The 15,365-nt window shown below is 49.0% G+C and carries 17 protein-coding genes; 8 read left to right on the top strand and 9 right to left on the bottom strand.

Features of this window, described 5'->3' with window-relative positions; all coding sequences use genetic code 11:
- Nucleotides 1-100: 100 nt before the first annotated feature.
- The 3 genes from EZJ49_RS14940 to EZJ49_RS14930 are packed head-to-tail and all read right to left on the bottom strand — an operon-like array spanning nt 101 to nt 3,207.
- Nucleotides 101-1,369, bottom strand: coding sequence for an MFS transporter (locus tag EZJ49_RS14940; RefSeq protein ID WP_262553041.1), 1,269 nt, complete (start codon nt 1,367-1,369; stop codon nt 101-103).
- Nucleotides 1,366-2,649, bottom strand: coding sequence for an O-antigen ligase family protein (locus EZJ49_RS14935; protein ID WP_262553039.1), 1,284 nt, complete (start codon nt 2,647-2,649; stop codon nt 1,366-1,368). Before EZJ49_RS14935 ends, EZJ49_RS14940 begins: the two co-directional genes overlap by 4 nt.
- Before the next feature lie 3 nt (nt 2,650-2,652).
- Entirely contained in the window at nt 2,653-3,207 is a 555-nt protein-coding gene (locus tag EZJ49_RS14930; RefSeq protein WP_262553038.1) for an SLBB domain-containing protein, read from the bottom strand.
- A gap of 113 nt (nt 3,208-3,320) precedes the next feature.
- Between EZJ49_RS14930 and EZJ49_RS14925 the strand changes: the two genes are divergently transcribed.
- Nucleotides 3,321-4,337 (top strand): hypothetical protein, encoded by a 1,017-nt coding sequence (locus tag EZJ49_RS14925; protein ID WP_262553037.1) that lies wholly within the window; start codon nt 3,321-3,323, stop codon nt 4,335-4,337.
- A 33-nt stretch (nt 4,338-4,370) separates the two neighbouring features.
- Here the strand turns inward: EZJ49_RS14925 and EZJ49_RS14920 are convergent, their stop codons facing one another.
- A complete protein-coding gene (locus EZJ49_RS14920; RefSeq protein WP_262553036.1) occupies nt 4,371-5,492 on the bottom strand; it encodes a 3D domain-containing protein in 1,122 nt (373 codons plus the stop codon).
- 147 nt (nt 5,493-5,639) lie between these two features.
- Here EZJ49_RS14920 and EZJ49_RS14915 point away from each other — a divergent pair, with 147 nt between their 5' ends.
- Nucleotides 5,640-6,929 (top strand): Hsp70 family protein, encoded by a 1,290-nt coding sequence (locus EZJ49_RS14915; RefSeq protein WP_262553035.1) that lies wholly within the window; start codon nt 5,640-5,642, stop codon nt 6,927-6,929.
- Between the two features lie 109 nt (nt 6,930-7,038).
- Entirely contained in the window at nt 7,039-7,326 is a 288-nt protein-coding gene (locus tag EZJ49_RS14910) for a DUF3817 domain-containing protein (protein WP_262553033.1), read from the top strand.
- On the opposite strand, the gene EZJ49_RS14905 is transcribed toward EZJ49_RS14910, so the two are convergent.
- The 5 genes from EZJ49_RS14905 to folD form a co-directional block, all read right to left on the bottom strand.
- On the bottom strand, nt 7,327-8,214 hold the full coding sequence (locus EZJ49_RS14905) for a hypothetical protein (RefSeq protein ID WP_262553032.1): 888 nt from the start codon (nt 8,212-8,214) through the stop codon (nt 7,327-7,329).
- A 271-nt stretch (nt 8,215-8,485) separates the two neighbouring features.
- A complete protein-coding gene (locus tag EZJ49_RS14900; protein ID WP_262553031.1) occupies nt 8,486-9,790 on the bottom strand; it encodes a class I SAM-dependent rRNA methyltransferase in 1,305 nt (434 codons plus the stop codon).
- Between the two features lie 3 nt (nt 9,791-9,793).
- Entirely contained in the window at nt 9,794-10,894 is a 1,101-nt protein-coding gene (locus tag EZJ49_RS14895; RefSeq protein ID WP_262553030.1) for an esterase-like activity of phytase family protein, read from the bottom strand.
- Between the two features lies 1 nt (nt 10,895).
- Nucleotides 10,896-11,936, bottom strand: a complete 1,041-nt coding sequence (locus EZJ49_RS14890) for an aromatic ring-hydroxylating oxygenase subunit alpha (protein ID WP_262553028.1) — start codon at nt 11,934-11,936, stop codon at nt 10,896-10,898.
- An 18-nt stretch (nt 11,937-11,954) separates the two neighbouring features.
- Nucleotides 11,955-12,809 carry a bifunctional methylenetetrahydrofolate dehydrogenase/methenyltetrahydrofolate cyclohydrolase FolD gene (gene folD, locus EZJ49_RS14885; protein WP_262553027.1) on the bottom strand — a complete coding sequence of 285 codons (855 nt, stop codon included), beginning with the start codon at nt 12,807-12,809 and terminating at the stop codon, nt 11,955-11,957.
- Between the two features lie 231 nt (nt 12,810-13,040).
- On the opposite strand from folD, the gene EZJ49_RS14880 reads away from it, so the two are divergent.
- From EZJ49_RS14880 to EZJ49_RS14860, 5 genes are all read left to right on the top strand, one after another.
- A complete protein-coding gene (locus tag EZJ49_RS14880) occupies nt 13,041-13,325 on the top strand; it encodes a hypothetical protein (RefSeq protein WP_262553026.1) in 285 nt (94 codons plus the stop codon).
- 96 nt (nt 13,326-13,421) lie between these two features.
- Nucleotides 13,422-13,691, top strand: coding sequence for a Flp family type IVb pilin (locus EZJ49_RS14875; RefSeq protein WP_262553025.1), 270 nt, complete (start codon nt 13,422-13,424; stop codon nt 13,689-13,691).
- 5 nt (nt 13,692-13,696) lie between these two features.
- Complete coding sequence (locus EZJ49_RS14870) at nt 13,697-14,029, top strand: hypothetical protein (RefSeq protein ID WP_262553024.1); 333 nt, start codon at nt 13,697-13,699, stop codon at nt 14,027-14,029.
- A gap of 10 nt (nt 14,030-14,039) precedes the next feature.
- Nucleotides 14,040-14,783: a hypothetical protein gene (locus EZJ49_RS14865; protein WP_262553023.1), complete on the top strand. Its 744-nt coding sequence runs from the start codon at nt 14,040-14,042 to the stop codon at nt 14,781-14,783.
- Nucleotides 14,784-14,879: 96 nt separating this feature from the next.
- Nucleotides 14,880-15,359, top strand: coding sequence for a hypothetical protein (locus tag EZJ49_RS14860; RefSeq protein ID WP_262553022.1), 480 nt, complete (start codon nt 14,880-14,882; stop codon nt 15,357-15,359).
- Nucleotides 15,360-15,365 lie beyond the last annotated feature (6 nt).

The following is a 15,365-nucleotide window of genomic DNA, read 5'->3' as shown; positions in this document are numbered from 1 at the left end:
TTCCCCACCTTTTCATCTAACAGTCCGTAAGCATTCGTTGTGCCACCGATTTTAGGGCTTGGCCTGTGTTTAATGTGCAATGAGGATTAAGAGTTTGAAATTACTTCACGGCAGGGCGCCCAATTGACAACTTCCAAAGCAGTAAAACCGCCAGAATAAAAAGGCTGCCCACCAGAGGACCGAACGCGAGACTCATTCGAAAATGAGTGGTTTCGACCTTGTCCGTCAGGGCCCAGGTCAGAAGCTGTCCTGTAACAGCTAACGCCAGACCCCGAGAGATCTTGCCGACCATTTTCCACACACCGAAATACAGCCCCAGCTCGTCATGACCTGTGCGCTCTTCTTCGGCTTTCACAATATCAGTCAATAAGGACTCTAAAAGCACGGCAGAGCCCACCAGCATGCCGCCAACCAATGAGGCCCACAACAACGCCCACCCGACCTGAGCGACCGGCAGAATCGGGTATATGAAGCTGCTGACCATTCCCAGTAAAAACACCCCCCACATCAGGGCTCTGCGCTTGGGCACATAGCGGATCAGATACAGCCAGCCGGGAATTGACAGGGTGAAGGCCAGCAAAAACAGCAACAACACGGCGGTGATTTCCGTCTCGGAAAACTCCAGGGCCTCTCGATAAAAGTACAACGCCACTGATGAGTTGAAGGTCAGGCCGATATTTGCCACAAAGTACGCCAGCAAAAGAGGCGCAAAGTTTTTATTCCGCAAAGGTTGCCACATCGAAAACTTCGCCGCGGTTTTCCCCTCTGTCAAAGGACGATTGTATTTCAAAGCCGTCAGCCATGACACCAGGGTCCCAATTCCCAGCAGACCCACAATCATCCAGGCGGTTTGTGCGTAGGGCTTGGAGTCCCGGGCAATCAGAAAATATCCGGGCACAGCAATACCGAAGATGGCCCCTAAATTACCAAAGGCCAAACGCCAGCCAATCAGTCGGGAACGTTCCTCAGAATCCCGTGCAAGATCCCCCACCAAGGCGGAATACGGCACGCTTAAACAGGTGTAAGCCGTGTTCACCAAAAGAGAGAAAATCAGAAGATAAAAAAACTTCGACGTCATCGAAGCCATCGGAGGAGGATTCAAAAGTCCCATGATCGACACCGACAGAAACACCAGCCCCCAGGGCAGAAATGAATAGCGCTCTCCGCGGCGGGACCGCACCCGGTCTGAATAATAACCAATTAAAGGATCAATCAGTGCATCCCAGAAAATAGAAAGCCCCAAGGCCAAACCGGCCCACGAGGAACTAAGTCCCACTTCCTGAGTATAGAAAACCAGCAAATGCAGACGCAGGAAAATCTCAACGCAGTTGATTCCCAACTCTGCAAAGCCGTATCCAAAACCTTTCATTTCTTCCCTGTCCGGGAGACTGATGCCGCAATAAAACCAAAGACCATCCAATAAAGACGGTCGGCCATGCCTCCTATGGACAAGTGTATGTGATAGATGATCAGGATAGGAATATGGGACAGCAAATAGATCGCCACTTGCCGTTTGGAAATGTCAAAACTCAAAAGTGCCTTGAAAGAACCGACAACCATCAAAATCAGGGAAATGCCTGCCAACACAAGAAGTGGCCAGCCCCCGATCACCCCGGCAGAAATGAAGATATTGTGCGGGTCTTTCATGGCGTTGTAGTTGGAAACATCGACCTCATTGCCCGCTGCAAATTTGGAAAGCAGCCCATGCCCCAGCCAGGGTTCTTCCAAAAAGATCTGACTGCCCCGCTCGACTTCTTCCCAACGGGAGGCAATCCCATCCTGTGCTTCGCGATTACCCAAAGAACTTTGCCCCGTCGCAATTCCCCGCGCAAAATCATAGACCTGATTTCCGAAGAATAAAGTGAAGGTCACCAGCAAAGACAGAAATGCAAACTTAAAGATCCGGCCCTGATTAGTTGCGGTTTTATGCAGAACCATTGTCACAACAAAAGCCATCAAAGCAGCGGCTGCAGAAGAACGCGTTCCGGTCAGAATGATCGCCAGAAAACTTCCACCCAGCACCAGTGCGTCCCAAACCTTATGTTTCATTTTGCTGTCGTCAAGCAAGGTTCCCAATGAAAAAACAAAGGCCACAGTCGCACAAGTCACCATGTGGGGAATATGCTTAAAGACGCCGACAAAGCGTCCTCCCTTAAAAACAGCGCCCCCGGCCACCACCCACAAGACGAGTGATAGCAGCACCAAAACTCCGGACCACTTTTGCACAAAACGCAGAAAATCCCTGACATCCCAAAGACTGGGGATCAAAACACCGTAAACCACCACCATAAACAGCGACACGACCAAAGCGCCCACCTGCATAATGGGTGATTCTTCTGTGTTCACATAGCTGATCTGCAAAAGGGTCTGAATGATCAAAGTCAACATCAGCAAAAACACGAACAGTTTATAGAAGCCGCTTAAATGATGCCGATCCCGCACCTTCAGCCACAATAATGACAAAGGCAACCCTAACAACAGGCAAAGAAAGACATTCACATAAGGGTGAATCCCCTGCTGAAAGATCAGATAAGAAAAACTGTAGGGAACGGGAAGCAGAAAGCTTCCCAGGGAAATCTTGGAAATAAAAAGCAGGGCCACAAGGGCTTTGATCAGAAATAAAATTCGACCGTCGCGGGCCCCCACCATTTTTTACTTCCCGCTGTTTTTATCGATAAGAAGACCCGTTAGTACAATCCCCAAAACCACCGACACAATTGTGATCCCACGAGAAGCCTCATTGCTGATCCAAGGTGTGCGAGGAGGAACATAGACAAAGTCATCCTGTCCCAGCTTCAGATTTTTACCACCGCCGTATTTGATGATTTTTTCAGCATCGACTTCGTAAGCACCCTGATATTCGTTGATCGCTTTCATCTTAAGATCCGACCAGGATTTAGGCTCTGACTTGCGAACCAAAACTTCGGAAAGATCCCCACCATTAGTGGTCCCACCGGCCAGAGTCAGAAGCTTCAGCAGTTCAGTGTTTGCCGGAATGTAATAGATCCCTGGCTTATAGACAGCTCCCAGCAACTGCACACTGATCAGGGATTCTTTAGGGGAAGAGCGGAAGATATATTCAGAAGACTGTTGTGGTGGCTTGATGTCACTTAGCAAGCCCATGTCCTGTTGACCATAAGCAGGCCCCACGCAAGTCATCGTCATTAAAACAGCCATCGCAAATTGCAAAGACTTTTGGATACTCATTCTTACTCCCCCACATATCATGACTATTCAACACTGGACCTAAATCGAGAGGCTAGACTGATGTCAATAAATTTCGATGACTTGACTTCCGTCTGTGCCTCACAATGAAGTCTATGACGAACTCCGTTCCTGAGCACGAAAAACTTTTTGATGAGATCTGCAGCAAACTTAACGAGCTGGGCACCAATCCTGAAGAGGGTCTAGTCCCACCTCCACCAAAGTATGAACAAATGCAGGTTCAAATGAAAAAATTCCATTCAGACCTGAAAGGCAGCCAGGAAGAGCTTCGCGAGAAGATCAAATCCCTGGAGAACGTGTCTTACGGGGCTGAAACGTTGGACGCACAACTGCAACAATTGGCAAACCAACTGATTGCAGAGCGCTCGAACAACACCAAGCTGAGCGGTGATCTGGCGAAGTCTTTGGAATTAAGTCTTCAGCTGCAACTGGAGATTCAAGGCCTGAAAGCGCGCGCCTTGCAAATGCAAAGCGAAGAAAAGAAATACAGCCAGGCTTTGTTTGAAAAGAACAAACAACTGCAAAGAGACCTGGAACTGAATCAGGCCCTGAAAGACGAAACCGCGATGGAACTTATGAAAGCCAAAAGTGCTTTCGCCAAAGAACAAGAGCTTTGGGAAGAACAACGCGAACAGTTTGAAAAAGAAATCCACGGCCTGAAGGAAGAACGTCAGAACCTGCAAGAAAACGTCGAGGAATTGCAGGCCACAGTGGCTGAAAGAGACACAACGATTGCCTCCCTGAACGAAGAGATCGAAAAAATCTCCACCTCTTTCAGCGAAGTGGAAGCCTCTGCCCAGCAACAGAACGATGTTCTGAAAAACCTGATGTCCGTAGCCGAAACCAAGATCGTGGAAATGAAGCTGGCTTTGGATAAAAAAGCTCTGGAAGCCCAGGACTATTACAGTCACCTGCAACAGGCACTGACTCAGTTGGGTGTACTGAAGCAGGAAAATGGGGCTCTGAAAGAGTACGTGGCCAAGCTCAACTACTATCATCAACAGGCCCAGCAGGCTCAAATGACCGTGGCGCAAATGGCTCAGGTCGCGGCCGCTCAGGTTCAGGGTGGCAACTCGGTCCAGATGCAGGCGCAGCAACAAACAAGTGTCTAAATAAAAAAAGCCCGGTAAAAACCGGGCTTTTTTTTATTCTGTCACCGCATGAGGTGGCAGGCTTGGGAAGGCGCGGGAAGCCTGAACTTTCTTCGCCGCCTCACCCTTGATTCTGTAGTAAGGGATGTTGGTATTCACATCACCCAACCCGACTTTCTTAAACGGGTTTTCGGAATCATACCAGCTGTAATGGCCGGAGAAAAAGTCAAAGCGACCCAATCCCTTGATGCCACGGCCCTTGTCACGAATAACAAAGTAACCATTGTGCTTGCTGCCATCGGGAAGCTCCAGGCCCACAACCGCAGGGACGAAGATCACTTCGCCCGGTTTGTAGATCGTCAAATCCGCAGCCAGTGTATAGAATGGATCAAGACAACTGCTGTTCACTCCGTAGCCAAAGCGGCAGCCATCATCAGGAATTTCAAAGTAGCGATCCTGACCATCAAAGCGGCCAATGATATTGAAGGTGTGTGTTTTGCCTTTTTGAATGATCCCGCAAGAGCCTTGCAGAGCGCAGGCCGCCGCTGTTTTAGGGCATACTTTCAGAAGCGGCTTGCTGCCAGCACCATACAGTGTTCTTTTCGTGTCGGCTTTGCAGCCGTTCTTGTCTTCGTTAAGAATCACAAAGAAATAAACTGTCGGCTTCAAAACACCCGGGCCCACGATTTCACTGCGAGGCGCATTGGGGGTTTTGGATAGAACAGGTTCTTCCTTCTTCGGAGCTGGCTGTTCTGCTTTTTTGGGTTCTGCTTTGGGTTCTGTTTTTTCTTCAGCAACTTCGGAGGATTTCTCCGGGACTTTTTCCTCTGTCTCTTTGACAGGTTCGGCCTCTGTCTTTGCCGTACTGGACTTTGCCGGAGCCAAAACCCCTACCGGAGCAGTTGGTTTCGTGGCATTGGCGTCTTTCTTTTCCTTTACGGGCGCGATGGCCTCTTGCACGACTTCTTCATAAGTATCCATGGCCTCTTCATAGCCATAGTAACCGTTGCTGCCCATTTCGGCTTGTTGTGCAGGCCCTTGATTAACCTGCTGCCCGTAAGGCGAGCCCTGAGAATTCGCTTCAAATGAAGTCACACCAACATTCATATTTCCACAGGCAGCAAGCGCCAGCAGAGCGAAAATTAGTGTAGGTATTTTAATATGTTTCCCTGTCATATTTAAACTCCTAACCTAAAGACAAGGCCGACAATATCAATTCCATGGGAACTTGCGGGATAATTACGGAACGCTTGAAAAGATGAAAAATCCAGTGCCGAAAATAGTTACCTGTGAAATATGGTGCCATGCTACACTTGTAAGCCTATGAGCACAGACACTTATCTTTCCATCGACTTTGGGACCAGCAACTCTTTGGTCGGCGCCTATCATCAGGGAAAACGTTACGAAGCCCTCACGTTGGATAAAAAAGCCAGCGATCCCACCATGATGCGCACCCTGCTGTACTTCCCCAACCCGGATCTGTGTTACTACGGTTCAGAAGCCATCGAGCAATATATCGAACAGGACATGGAAGGCCGTCTGTTCAGATCTTTCAAATCGCATCTGCCGAATCAGAACTATCTGGGAACGGTTCTCGACAATCGCATCCTGACTTTGGAAAGCATGATCGGAACCTTCCTGCTGGAACTGAAAAAAAGAGCTGAACAAACTTTAGACACCTCGGTGGAAAAAGCCGTGATCGGCCGCCCGGCCCGCTATTCCATGGACTCGGTCGCTGATGGATTTGCTCTTCATCGCATGCAGAAGGCCGCGGCCTTTGCAGGATTTAAAGAAGTTCATTTTGTTCCAGAACCTTTGGCTGCCGCCTTTGACTATCGCCGTGAACTGACATCAGAAAAAATCGTCCTGATCGGTGACTTTGGCGGAGGAACTTCGGATTTCACACTGATCAAACTGCGCCCTTCTGGTTTTTCCAAAGAAGATGTTCTGGCGATTGATGGCTGCCCTTTGGCAGGCGATGCCCTGGACAGTGTGTTTATGAGTCACAAGCTGAACGAATACTTCGGCGCCAAGTCCCGCTATCGCCTGCCGATGGGAAGCAACGTGATGACCATGCCCAAGGGCGTGACCTTGCGTCTGAATCATCCGGCGCACATTGTTCACTTGAAAGAAAAGGACACCTACGAATTTATTCGCGAAGTAAAGAAGTGCTCTTTGACGGCGAAAGATGCCTCGGCAGTGGAAAGATTGTTTATTCTGATTGAAGATCAGCAGATCTTCCCATTCTTTGAAAACATCGAAAAGACCAAAAGAGCCCTGTCAAATTCTGAGGAAACTGACTTTGCCTTTGATTATCCGGGCCTGGAAATTCAAGAACGCTTTACCAGCCAGTTGTTTGTCGAATGGGCCGAGGATACACGTCAGAATATCTTTAGCTCTCTGGAGCAGTGCCTGAAAGATGCCAACGTGACAGCGGATCAAGTGGACTTAGTGTGCCTGACCGGAGGCACCGCCAAGGTTCCGTTTATCCAGAAAGAATTTGAAAAACGCTTCGGCACCCAACGATTGCAGACGCAGTCCCATTTCCACTCGGTTCTTTCTGGACTGACGGAGGCTGCTGGATTCGTCGCCAATGGGCAGCAAGTCGTTTAAAAGATTGGCTTCTTACCAGACGCAGTAATATGTTGCGCCCAAGAACTCACTTTTAGGCTGCATAATAGAACAAAAGTGAGTATTTCAACCCCGTGTTGAGAGGTGAAAAATGATTCAAGCATTCCGTATTCTAGGCTGGCTCGAAGGACTTTCTTTCCTGGCTCTTCTTTTGATCGCCATGCCGGTCAAATACATGGCTGGCAATCCCGCCATGGTCAAAGCCCTAGGCCCCATTCACGGCTTCCTGTTCATCGGCTACGTGCTGATGGCCAACTTCCTTGCCGGTGAATTGAACTGGCCAATGAAAACCAGACTTCTGGCTTTCGTGTCCTCTGTTCTGCCAGCAGGCACATTCTGGTTTGAACGCAAGTATCTGGATAAAAAAGAAGTCGCTTAATTAGGGATTAATATCTTCGCCTGTTAAAACAAATTGCAGCGGCGCCAGGAAGTCCAATCCCGTCTGTTCATAGGCCACTTTGATCAGTCGCGCGGATTGCAGACAGTTCAACTTCTTGAGCGCAGTTTTAGCAGGCTGGGAACAGTCATATTGCTCCACCGAGGCCATGTTGGATTCCAGGCCTGTCGCCTCATAGATTGCTTGAGACAATGAAATAACAGGTTTGTGACTCTTCTCCTGAAGATGAGCCAAGCCGATATAGATCAAAGAGCGCTGGCAACGACCACCGTACGCCTTGATCACCTGAGCAAACTGTCTGTTTCTTTCAGAAAGAATAATATCATCGCCCTTCAACAGAAGATCACGAGAGTCGCTTTCAGCCATCTGACGCTGCAGTTTCTGACTGAGCTTTCCTAATGGGCCGGAAAAATCCAAATCCGCCGCAATAATCTGAATGCCGGCTTCTTTCGCCTTTTGCATCAGCCCCGCTGTCAGTGACATATGTTTTTCAGAACCCGGATAGTACATGGACCCCAGATCTCTTTTCAGCAAAGACGCCTTGTAACTTAAGACAGCGTCAAAACCAACTCGGCCATCCTGGAAGTATCGATCCACCGCAGGCTGCATTCTGCGATCTTCTTCCAGGAAAAGGCAGTCAAAGCGCCCGTCAGCCGCTTTTAAGGTACTGAGCTTAAGACCCAGAGTGTCCCGCAACTCGGGACTATTATGATTCGTATCCGCAAGAATCAAAACCTTAGAATCGTTTCCGATAATCTCACGAATCTGCGACACCGTAGGACCGACAACAGCCTGAGCACGAGCCCCCACAGGGCTCAAAACAAGCCCCATAAGCACCGTCGAAATCAGCAAAGCCGTCCTCATCGCCATAGATCCACACCTCAAATAAGGCCTAGATTTGCAACATCCCTACCAACCCCAACAAGCCCTAATACTCCATAACCCAAAATCAGTGCTCAAAACCCAACCCAGTGCCATTTATCGGCGACACTCCCCCCCCTCAACCCAAAAAACAAGGCCGCTCAAAACGGCCCATATGCAAGGCGGAGGGGTCTGGCTGCCACGGAGGCGTGCTCCTAGCACGTCGGAGAGCAAGACAGTCCCCGACAACGCAGTCAGATGGGCCGTTTTCAGCGGCCGCTTAGTGGATATAGTGGACGTACATTTTTAGGTAGAAACCTTCTGGGAACTGCATCAACGTCGGATGATCCGCCGCATGTCCTCCGCGCAGAACGCTGCGAAGTTCGGCATAGTTTCTTAAAGAAGCCTTGCGAATGGCATCGCGGAATTCTTCTTCTTCCAACAAGCCAGAACATGAACAAGACGCCACAAAGCCGTTCTTTTTCACCAGACGGAAAGCGTGGGTGTTCATTTTCAAGTAAGCATGTTTTCCGATAGGAATGTCTTTTTTGGATTTAATAAACGCCGGTGGGTCTGCAATCACAATGTCGTAATGCGTGCTTGCCAGTTGAGTCAGCCCTTCGGACACATCCATTTCATGAACGACGACTTCAGCGCCTTCACGCTCGGCATTCTTTTTCGCAAATGCCAGAGCTGTTTTGGAAATATCCGCCAATGACACTTCCACTTCAAAGCCCAGAGACTTCAAGGCACGAGTGATCTGCGTGGACCAGTGACCGACATAGCAGCACAGATCCAAAACACGAATTTTACGCGGGGTTTGAGTTTTCGCCCAGTTTTTGAAAAGTCCCACAGCCAGGAAAATGTTATGAGTCTGATCCAGGAAGAATCCGGTTTTTTGACCTTCCACCAGATCACAGCTCATTTTCACAAGACCTTCATCGCCTGCGGCGTTCAGCAGGATTTCAACATCACGAAGATTCATTTCCGGAAGATCTTTGATCAGTCGCGGTTCTTCCACTTGCAGACCTTCCAATTTACGAACGCCCACGTCGTTGCGGATGACAACAGCGGTTTGTTCCCAGGAAAACTCGGACAGCCCCAAGGAATGAGCCTTTTCTGCCAAACCTTTAAAGAAGCCGTCCGCATCCTTCAAAGCCTCGTTCATTCCGGCAGTCACAAGCTGAGCCGCAAACAGTTGCGCCTTCTTGCCGTTTTGTTCAATGACGTAATAATCCAGAACCAATCCCGGGATAAAATCAGATTCACCGAAAGCCAAACGGAAACTGCCACGGAAGCCCGCCGCCTTGCGCACGCGCCAAGAGTTAAAGATCTTTTCATGCAGGAAATCAAAACTGGTGGGCTCTTTATCCTGACTGTTGAAACTTAAAGCACGGAAGGCGATCAAAGAATGAGGATTGCCGTAACCACGAGCCAGAAACTGTCCTTTGGAATCTTGAAGTTCCACCGGAGTCCCGGCGGGAAGACCTTTGGGGCTTGCGGAAAGTTCGTTGGAAAAAACCCAAGGATGTCCGCTGCGAATTCTTTTATCAGCACCCGGACGAAGACGCCACACTGTCATCATAAACTACTCACCCTCAACTGCGAAAACCACTAACTCGGTGATTTCTTTTTTTGAAAAATTATTATCGGACATCACCAGCAAACTGCGACGTCCATCGGAAAGCTTTGGCCCCCAGGACAAGGTTTCAAAGTTCTGCACTTTTTTATCCTTGCGCTTTTTCAGGTCCACTTCAAAATCCACCAGCAACTTTTTACTGACGCCAGTGAACTTGCCACCTTCCAGCTTAAGCAAACCCGAAACATCAGTGCCCTTGCTTAAATCCACTTCATACAAAGCCACGGTGTTGGCCCAGATCTTCTTTGGAAAAAGACGAACGCCTCTTTCCAAAACCAGCAGCTTTGTTTCACTGACGGCCAGAACTTCTGAAACCCCACGGAAGACTTCCTTGCCACCATGAGCGTCCGTCAAGGGCTCTACACGATAAGCATACTCATAAACGGGCTGGTAACCTTTTTCCGATTTCTCTTCGTACTTGAGAATTCGAATCCAGTCGCCTTTTTCCTCTTCGCCGATCACATAATCCTGAAAAAGAGAAGTTTCTACACTCGTAAAGGCATACTTACCATCCGCCGTGACAGACAGTCCTTCAAAAGCGGCATTGTTCTGAACACCCTTTTTCTGCTGCCCTGTGGATTCTGGCAGAAACTTGTCCGGCACAGGCAGATCTGCTTTCCACGCTCCCACGGCTGAGACCTGAAAAACTCTTGGCATTTCACGGGGTTTGGAATCGTTATTACCTTCAGAAGAAACCAGCAGATCCCCGGAAGGAAGGCCCGCCAGCCCCTCGGGATCTAAAGAAACCTTGCGCTCCCCTGTCACCGGAAGACCGGAAATAAAATGAACCTTCAAAGGTTTTAGTGTCACTGAAGAAGACGTCACTTTTAAATCGAACTCATAAAAACGCGGCTCGCCGATACGACCCTTGTCATCAGAAAGCGCCAGCAGCCTGCCGTCACGCCAGACGATACCGGAAAGACCACCGATGGTGGTCTTTTGAAATTCCGCGCCTGTTTTTATGGAAGTTTCCCCCACATAGCTCAGACTGAGAGCCTGAGCCTGTCCGCCCATGAATAAAATCAGCAGAGCGTGGGGCAGAAAAGACATACTAACTTCTCCAGCGAAGCTCAGTTTCTTTAACCGGATGGTTGAAGTCGCGCTTTTCCTGAAGATGATCATGATACTCTGTTTTCAAAGCGTAATACCACTTCGCCTGGGTATCGGCGTCCTTGATCAGCATCAAACTTGGATCATAGCGCAGACCATCTTGCTGTTTGGTCACAGCGTCCATGTCCTGTCCCAGGAAAGCCTTAGAGAAACTGTTAATCGCAGGCTTCAGAAGACTCAACCAAGGAATATCCCAATACGCCAACTGGGTCACACGCGTGTTGTTTTCATCCACCGGAGTCAGCGCCGTGTAAGAATAGAAATTACGAGGCCCCACTTCAATGTGCTCAACGCGAACACACGGCAAAGTGAATGTGATCTCAGTTGTTGGGGCTCCACCTAAAATCTTATAAGCCTTGGAATTTTTAGAAGGCTGATGGCGCACCATCTGGAAACCATAGTTCACCGGAGCAAACTTCTTTTTCTTTTCCAGCATGGTTTTTTCCGAACGCCAGAACCAGCTTTTGTGCACATAAGGCCCGTGCGCCGGGTCCATCAAACCAATCACCGCATGATCGACGTGACATGGGAAATTCACCACGTAAGTCAGCTTCGGCTTCACATCCGCCGGGAAGGCTTTCATCACCGGAATCGCGGGCGCTTTGGAAACATCATAGTCTTTATCCCCCACGAACACCCAGATCAGACCTTGAGCTTCGTGAACTGGATAAGAACGCACTTTGATTTTATTAGGATTTAAATCCTGATCCGGACACAGGGAAGGAATCTCTGTGCACATGCCTGTGCCGTCGAACTTCCAACCATGATAAGGACACTCGATTTGATCGTTCACAACACGGCCATAGCTTAAAGGAATGCCACGGTGAGGACAGATGTCGCGCATGGCGGAAGCTTTTCCTTTAGAGTCACGATAGAACACAACCGGCTCACCCATGATCTTGCGAGAAACGGCCTTATTTACAGCCAGCTCTGCACTTGGAAGTCCCACATACCAAACATTTTTTAAGAAACCACTGAACATAAAATCCTCACGTACAAACTAAAATCCGGCGCGTTTTTCCGCCAGCAGACAGGTGTTCTGCAAAAGCATCGCGATTGTCATCGGGCCGACTCCGCCCGGAACTGGCGTTGCGGCCTTCACCCAGCCATCCAATTCTTCAAAGCGAACATCGCCGCACAGCTTGCCACCCTGACCTGTGCCATGCATTCCCACGTCGATCACGATCGCCTCTTTTTTGAAGTCCTCTTTCCCCATAAAACGAGCTTTGCCCGCGGCCACGACAACGATGTCCGCCTGCCGAGTCATCTCTGACAGGTTCTGGGTTTTTGAGTGGCACAATGTGACTGTCGCATGAGCCTCTGTCAACATGTGCGCCATCGGTTTGCCAACAATATTGCTGCGCCCGACGACGACGGCATTGAGCCCTTGAACAGAAATTTGATAGTGCTTCAGAATCTGCATAACCCCAGCCGGGGTGCAGGGACTGACAAAGGGCTTTCCAGCAAAGAAGTACCCCAAAGAAACATAGGTCAGACCATCGGCATCTTTTTCCGGAGACACCAACTTCAAGACCTCATCGGAACTAAGATGTTTTGGCAGAGGAAACTGAACCAGAATCCCGTCCACTTCGGGGTCCGCATTGAGCTTTTTCAAGGCCTCATTCAACTGCGCCTGAGTCGTTGTCACTGGCATCATGTGAATCGTGGAGGTCATCCCCACTTTTTCGCAGGCGATTTTTTTGTTTTTTACATAGGTATGGCTGGCAGGGTCGTCACCAACAATGACCACCGACAAATGCGGGGCCCGGCCCGTTTTTTCTTTGAAGTTTGCAACCCTGGGAACGAGGGCAGAACGCACTTCCTTTGCGACTTCTTTTCCGTTAAGAATCAGCACCGAAAGACCTCCCCGTTTTTGGAGTCTTAAATCTCCGCTATTTCCCAAAGAAATTCAATAGTTATTCCCTATTTTCAAAGATCCTAACCAAGCCCTTACAATGCTCCTATCCATGGAAAATATCGCAATCTCCCCACTCCTCGGCAGCAGCGCTACGGCCGCAGGCTTTTTTTCTTGCTTCGGAGGCCCTCACCGTTGTACAAACCCTTTAAAACACTAGGGGATTTTCGAATGGCTGAAAAAGTTAAGCTCTCAAAAGACGGTAGTTCCATTGACTTCGTTCAATCTGACAGCCTTCCAACGTCTCTAAAAAAGTTCCGTCAAAGTCCTGAGATCGAGGGTTTCTATCGTTTTATCTTTGAAAACGACCTGCAAAAAGAAGCTTTCGATATTTTGGATCGTATTATCTTCCAGCGTAAGGCGAAAAAAGCCGGCGCGAAGAAAGAAGCTGCGGCCGCCGCTAAAGAAGAAAAAGCTGCTGCTAAAAAAGCCGAAGCTAAAGGTAAAAAGAAATAAGCTGCCAAAGTCCGGACCTTCCGGACTTTCTTTTTTGTTTTAAACGCTTTCAGACAACAACACATCTTTTGCTAAGGCCTCCTTCCCGGAGGTCTTATGAAAACCAAATCACTTCTTAAAAATAAAAAAGGTCAGGGACTGGTCGAATATCTGATCATCGTGGCCATCGTTGCTATTGGCAGCATTTCCGTCATCAAAGTTGTGGGCGCTAATATCGACGTGCAATTCGCCAATGTCGCACAGGCCCTGGGCGGCACTGACAGCCGCAAAAAGAACGCTCACGCCGTCACAGACAGCATGTACAAAAAACGTGATTTCAGTGATTTCTTCGAAGGCTCCGTTAACGATTCCAAAGCCAAAAAGTAGTTCGTATGAATCTGCTTAAAACCAATCAGGGGCAGGGACTGCTGGAATCCGTACTGATCCTGCCAGTTCTGTTTTTACTAGGAAGTATTCTGACACTCTTGCTGTACCGATCACTGGTTTTTTATGTGGCGGACTATCATCTGCATGAAGCTCTGCTTTGCGGTGCTTCGGAAAAAATTCATTTCTGTGAAGATCACTTCTTAAAACAAATGCACCAGATTCTTCCCTCTCAAACAGATGTATCCATTCAAATACAGACCTATCGGCCTTCCGGAAAAGTTGTCATTCAGTTAAATCCAACAATAAAGATCAGCAAAGAGCTGGCTCTGCCCCATTAGGAAACTTACAATGAGGCACTTCACATCCGAAAAAGGCTTTGCCGCAATTCTGGTGGTTTCCTTACTGCCCTGTCTGCTGGCCGGACTGTTTCTGGTCGCTGTCCTGATGAGCTTTATGCAAACCGATCTGGAGCTAAAACACCACTGCCGTTCAGGGGGACTGAGCGGGCAGGCCTCCGTTCGTCCGCTTTTGATGTCTCTGCTTGCGCTGAACCCCGTAGCCACAACTCTAAAAATCCAGGAAACAGCCGTGCTGGCAAAGCTGGCCGTCGCAGTCAGTTCTGGGAATGTCCCGGCTATCACCACATTAAAAGCTCAACTCGCCAAGATCAGACAAAAACGGCAGGAACTGGATCTACGCCAAAAACAACTGATTCAGCAAAGCAATCTGCTATTGGCCCGCAATCATGGCTCCACCGCTTTTGATATTCGCAGTCGCGCCCAGAATCTCAAGACACAGTTCTTCTTTCTGAATTTATCGCTGCGGGTGCTTCATGAAGAAGCTCCCCGTCTGGCTGTCCATCCGGACTCATCGGACGTGGCTCCGACTTACAGTCCCGAAGAGAGTTTTGAAACCCGTCAGGCTTTGGCGCATCGTTGGCAATACCGGCTCACACCGCGCGGGCCTTTGGCTTATTTTCTGGCTGGTTCATTTCAGTTTGATAAAGCCTGCGCAGTCACTTTAACCAAGGATGCTCGGGGATGGAAAACACTGATAACAAAGGGCAAATACTCATTGAAGTCTGTCTGGTGATGAGTCTGATTTTTTTAGTTTTCTTCGCAGCTCTTTCTCAGATCTCGGAACTCAAATCCGCACAACGCAAACACCAGTTCATCAAGGAGAAGTCTTATGTTTCAAAGGGCACTTTCCCAAATAAAAAATAATTGGCCTCTGACCGGGTTTATTGTCGTCGGACTGGTCGCATTTATCGCCGGTCCCAAATCTGAAAAAGAAGATGTTCTGCAAGCCCTTCCCTCTCCAGCATCTGTGGATACATATATTCCCCGAGGTTTCGTGTTAGTTCCTTTGGAAATCAGCAACGCCGAATCTTTGGCCTCGCTGGTGGGTGATATGGGCGGCGTGGTGGATCTTTACCTGGCCTCCAATGACCGTCAAAAAGGCGGACTGAAGGTGGGAAGTAAACTAAAACTTCTGCGAGCTCCGCTGAACCCGGAACAGTACGCCGTTCTGGTAAAAGACACCGAAAGCTCCCGGTTGCTTGGCTTTAATGGCCCGTTTTTAGCCGTTGTGCAGAACCCCGACGAAAAAGGCACCGAGGTCACCTCGTCAGCCTCGGCCCCGCGTTTAAAAGTGGACTATCAAAACTAAGGATGT

The organism is Bdellovibrio bacteriovorus (assembly GCF_025558485.1).
GTDB lineage: Bacteria > Bdellovibrionota > Bdellovibrionia > Bdellovibrionales > Bdellovibrionaceae > Bdellovibrio > Bdellovibrio bacteriovorus_G.
This window is presented reverse-complemented; position numbering and strand designations above follow the sequence as displayed.

Coding starts and splice junctions, on each gene's coding strand:
- EZJ49_RS14860 (WP_262553022.1), top strand. CDS start 14,880: ATGTTTCAAAGGGCACTTTCCCAAATAAAAAATAATTGGCCTCTGACC.
- EZJ49_RS14935 (WP_262553039.1), bottom strand. CDS start 2,649: ATGGTGGGGGCCCGCGACGGTCGAATTTTATTTCTGATCAAAGCCCTT.
- EZJ49_RS14925 (WP_262553037.1), top strand. CDS start 3,321: ATGACGAACTCCGTTCCTGAGCACGAAAAACTTTTTGATGAGATCTGC.
- EZJ49_RS14915 (WP_262553035.1), top strand. CDS start 5,640: ATGAGCACAGACACTTATCTTTCCATCGACTTTGGGACCAGCAACTCT.
- EZJ49_RS14905 (WP_262553032.1), bottom strand. CDS start 8,214: ATGGCGATGAGGACGGCTTTGCTGATTTCGACGGTGCTTATGGGGCTT.
- EZJ49_RS14910 (WP_262553033.1), top strand. CDS start 7,039: ATGATTCAAGCATTCCGTATTCTAGGCTGGCTCGAAGGACTTTCTTTC.
- EZJ49_RS14890 (WP_262553028.1), bottom strand. CDS start 11,936: ATGTTCAGTGGTTTCTTAAAAAATGTTTGGTATGTGGGACTTCCAAGT.
- EZJ49_RS14920 (WP_262553036.1), bottom strand. CDS start 5,492: ATGACAGGGAAACATATTAAAATACCTACACTAATTTTCGCTCTGCTG.
- EZJ49_RS14930 (WP_262553038.1), bottom strand. CDS start 3,207: ATGAGTATCCAAAAGTCTTTGCAATTTGCGATGGCTGTTTTAATGACG.
- EZJ49_RS14900 (WP_262553031.1), bottom strand. CDS start 9,790: ATGATGACAGTGTGGCGTCTTCGTCCGGGTGCTGATAAAAGAATTCGC.
- EZJ49_RS14940 (WP_262553041.1), bottom strand. CDS start 1,369: ATGAAAGGTTTTGGATACGGCTTTGCAGAGTTGGGAATCAACTGCGTT.
- EZJ49_RS14895 (WP_262553030.1), bottom strand. CDS start 10,894: ATGTCTTTTCTGCCCCACGCTCTGCTGATTTTATTCATGGGCGGACAG.
- EZJ49_RS14880 (WP_262553026.1), top strand. CDS start 13,041: ATGGCTGAAAAAGTTAAGCTCTCAAAAGACGGTAGTTCCATTGACTTC.
- EZJ49_RS14875 (WP_262553025.1), top strand. CDS start 13,422: ATGAAAACCAAATCACTTCTTAAAAATAAAAAAGGTCAGGGACTGGTC.
- EZJ49_RS14870 (WP_262553024.1), top strand. CDS start 13,697: ATGAATCTGCTTAAAACCAATCAGGGGCAGGGACTGCTGGAATCCGTA.
- EZJ49_RS14865 (WP_262553023.1), top strand. CDS start 14,040: ATGAGGCACTTCACATCCGAAAAAGGCTTTGCCGCAATTCTGGTGGTT.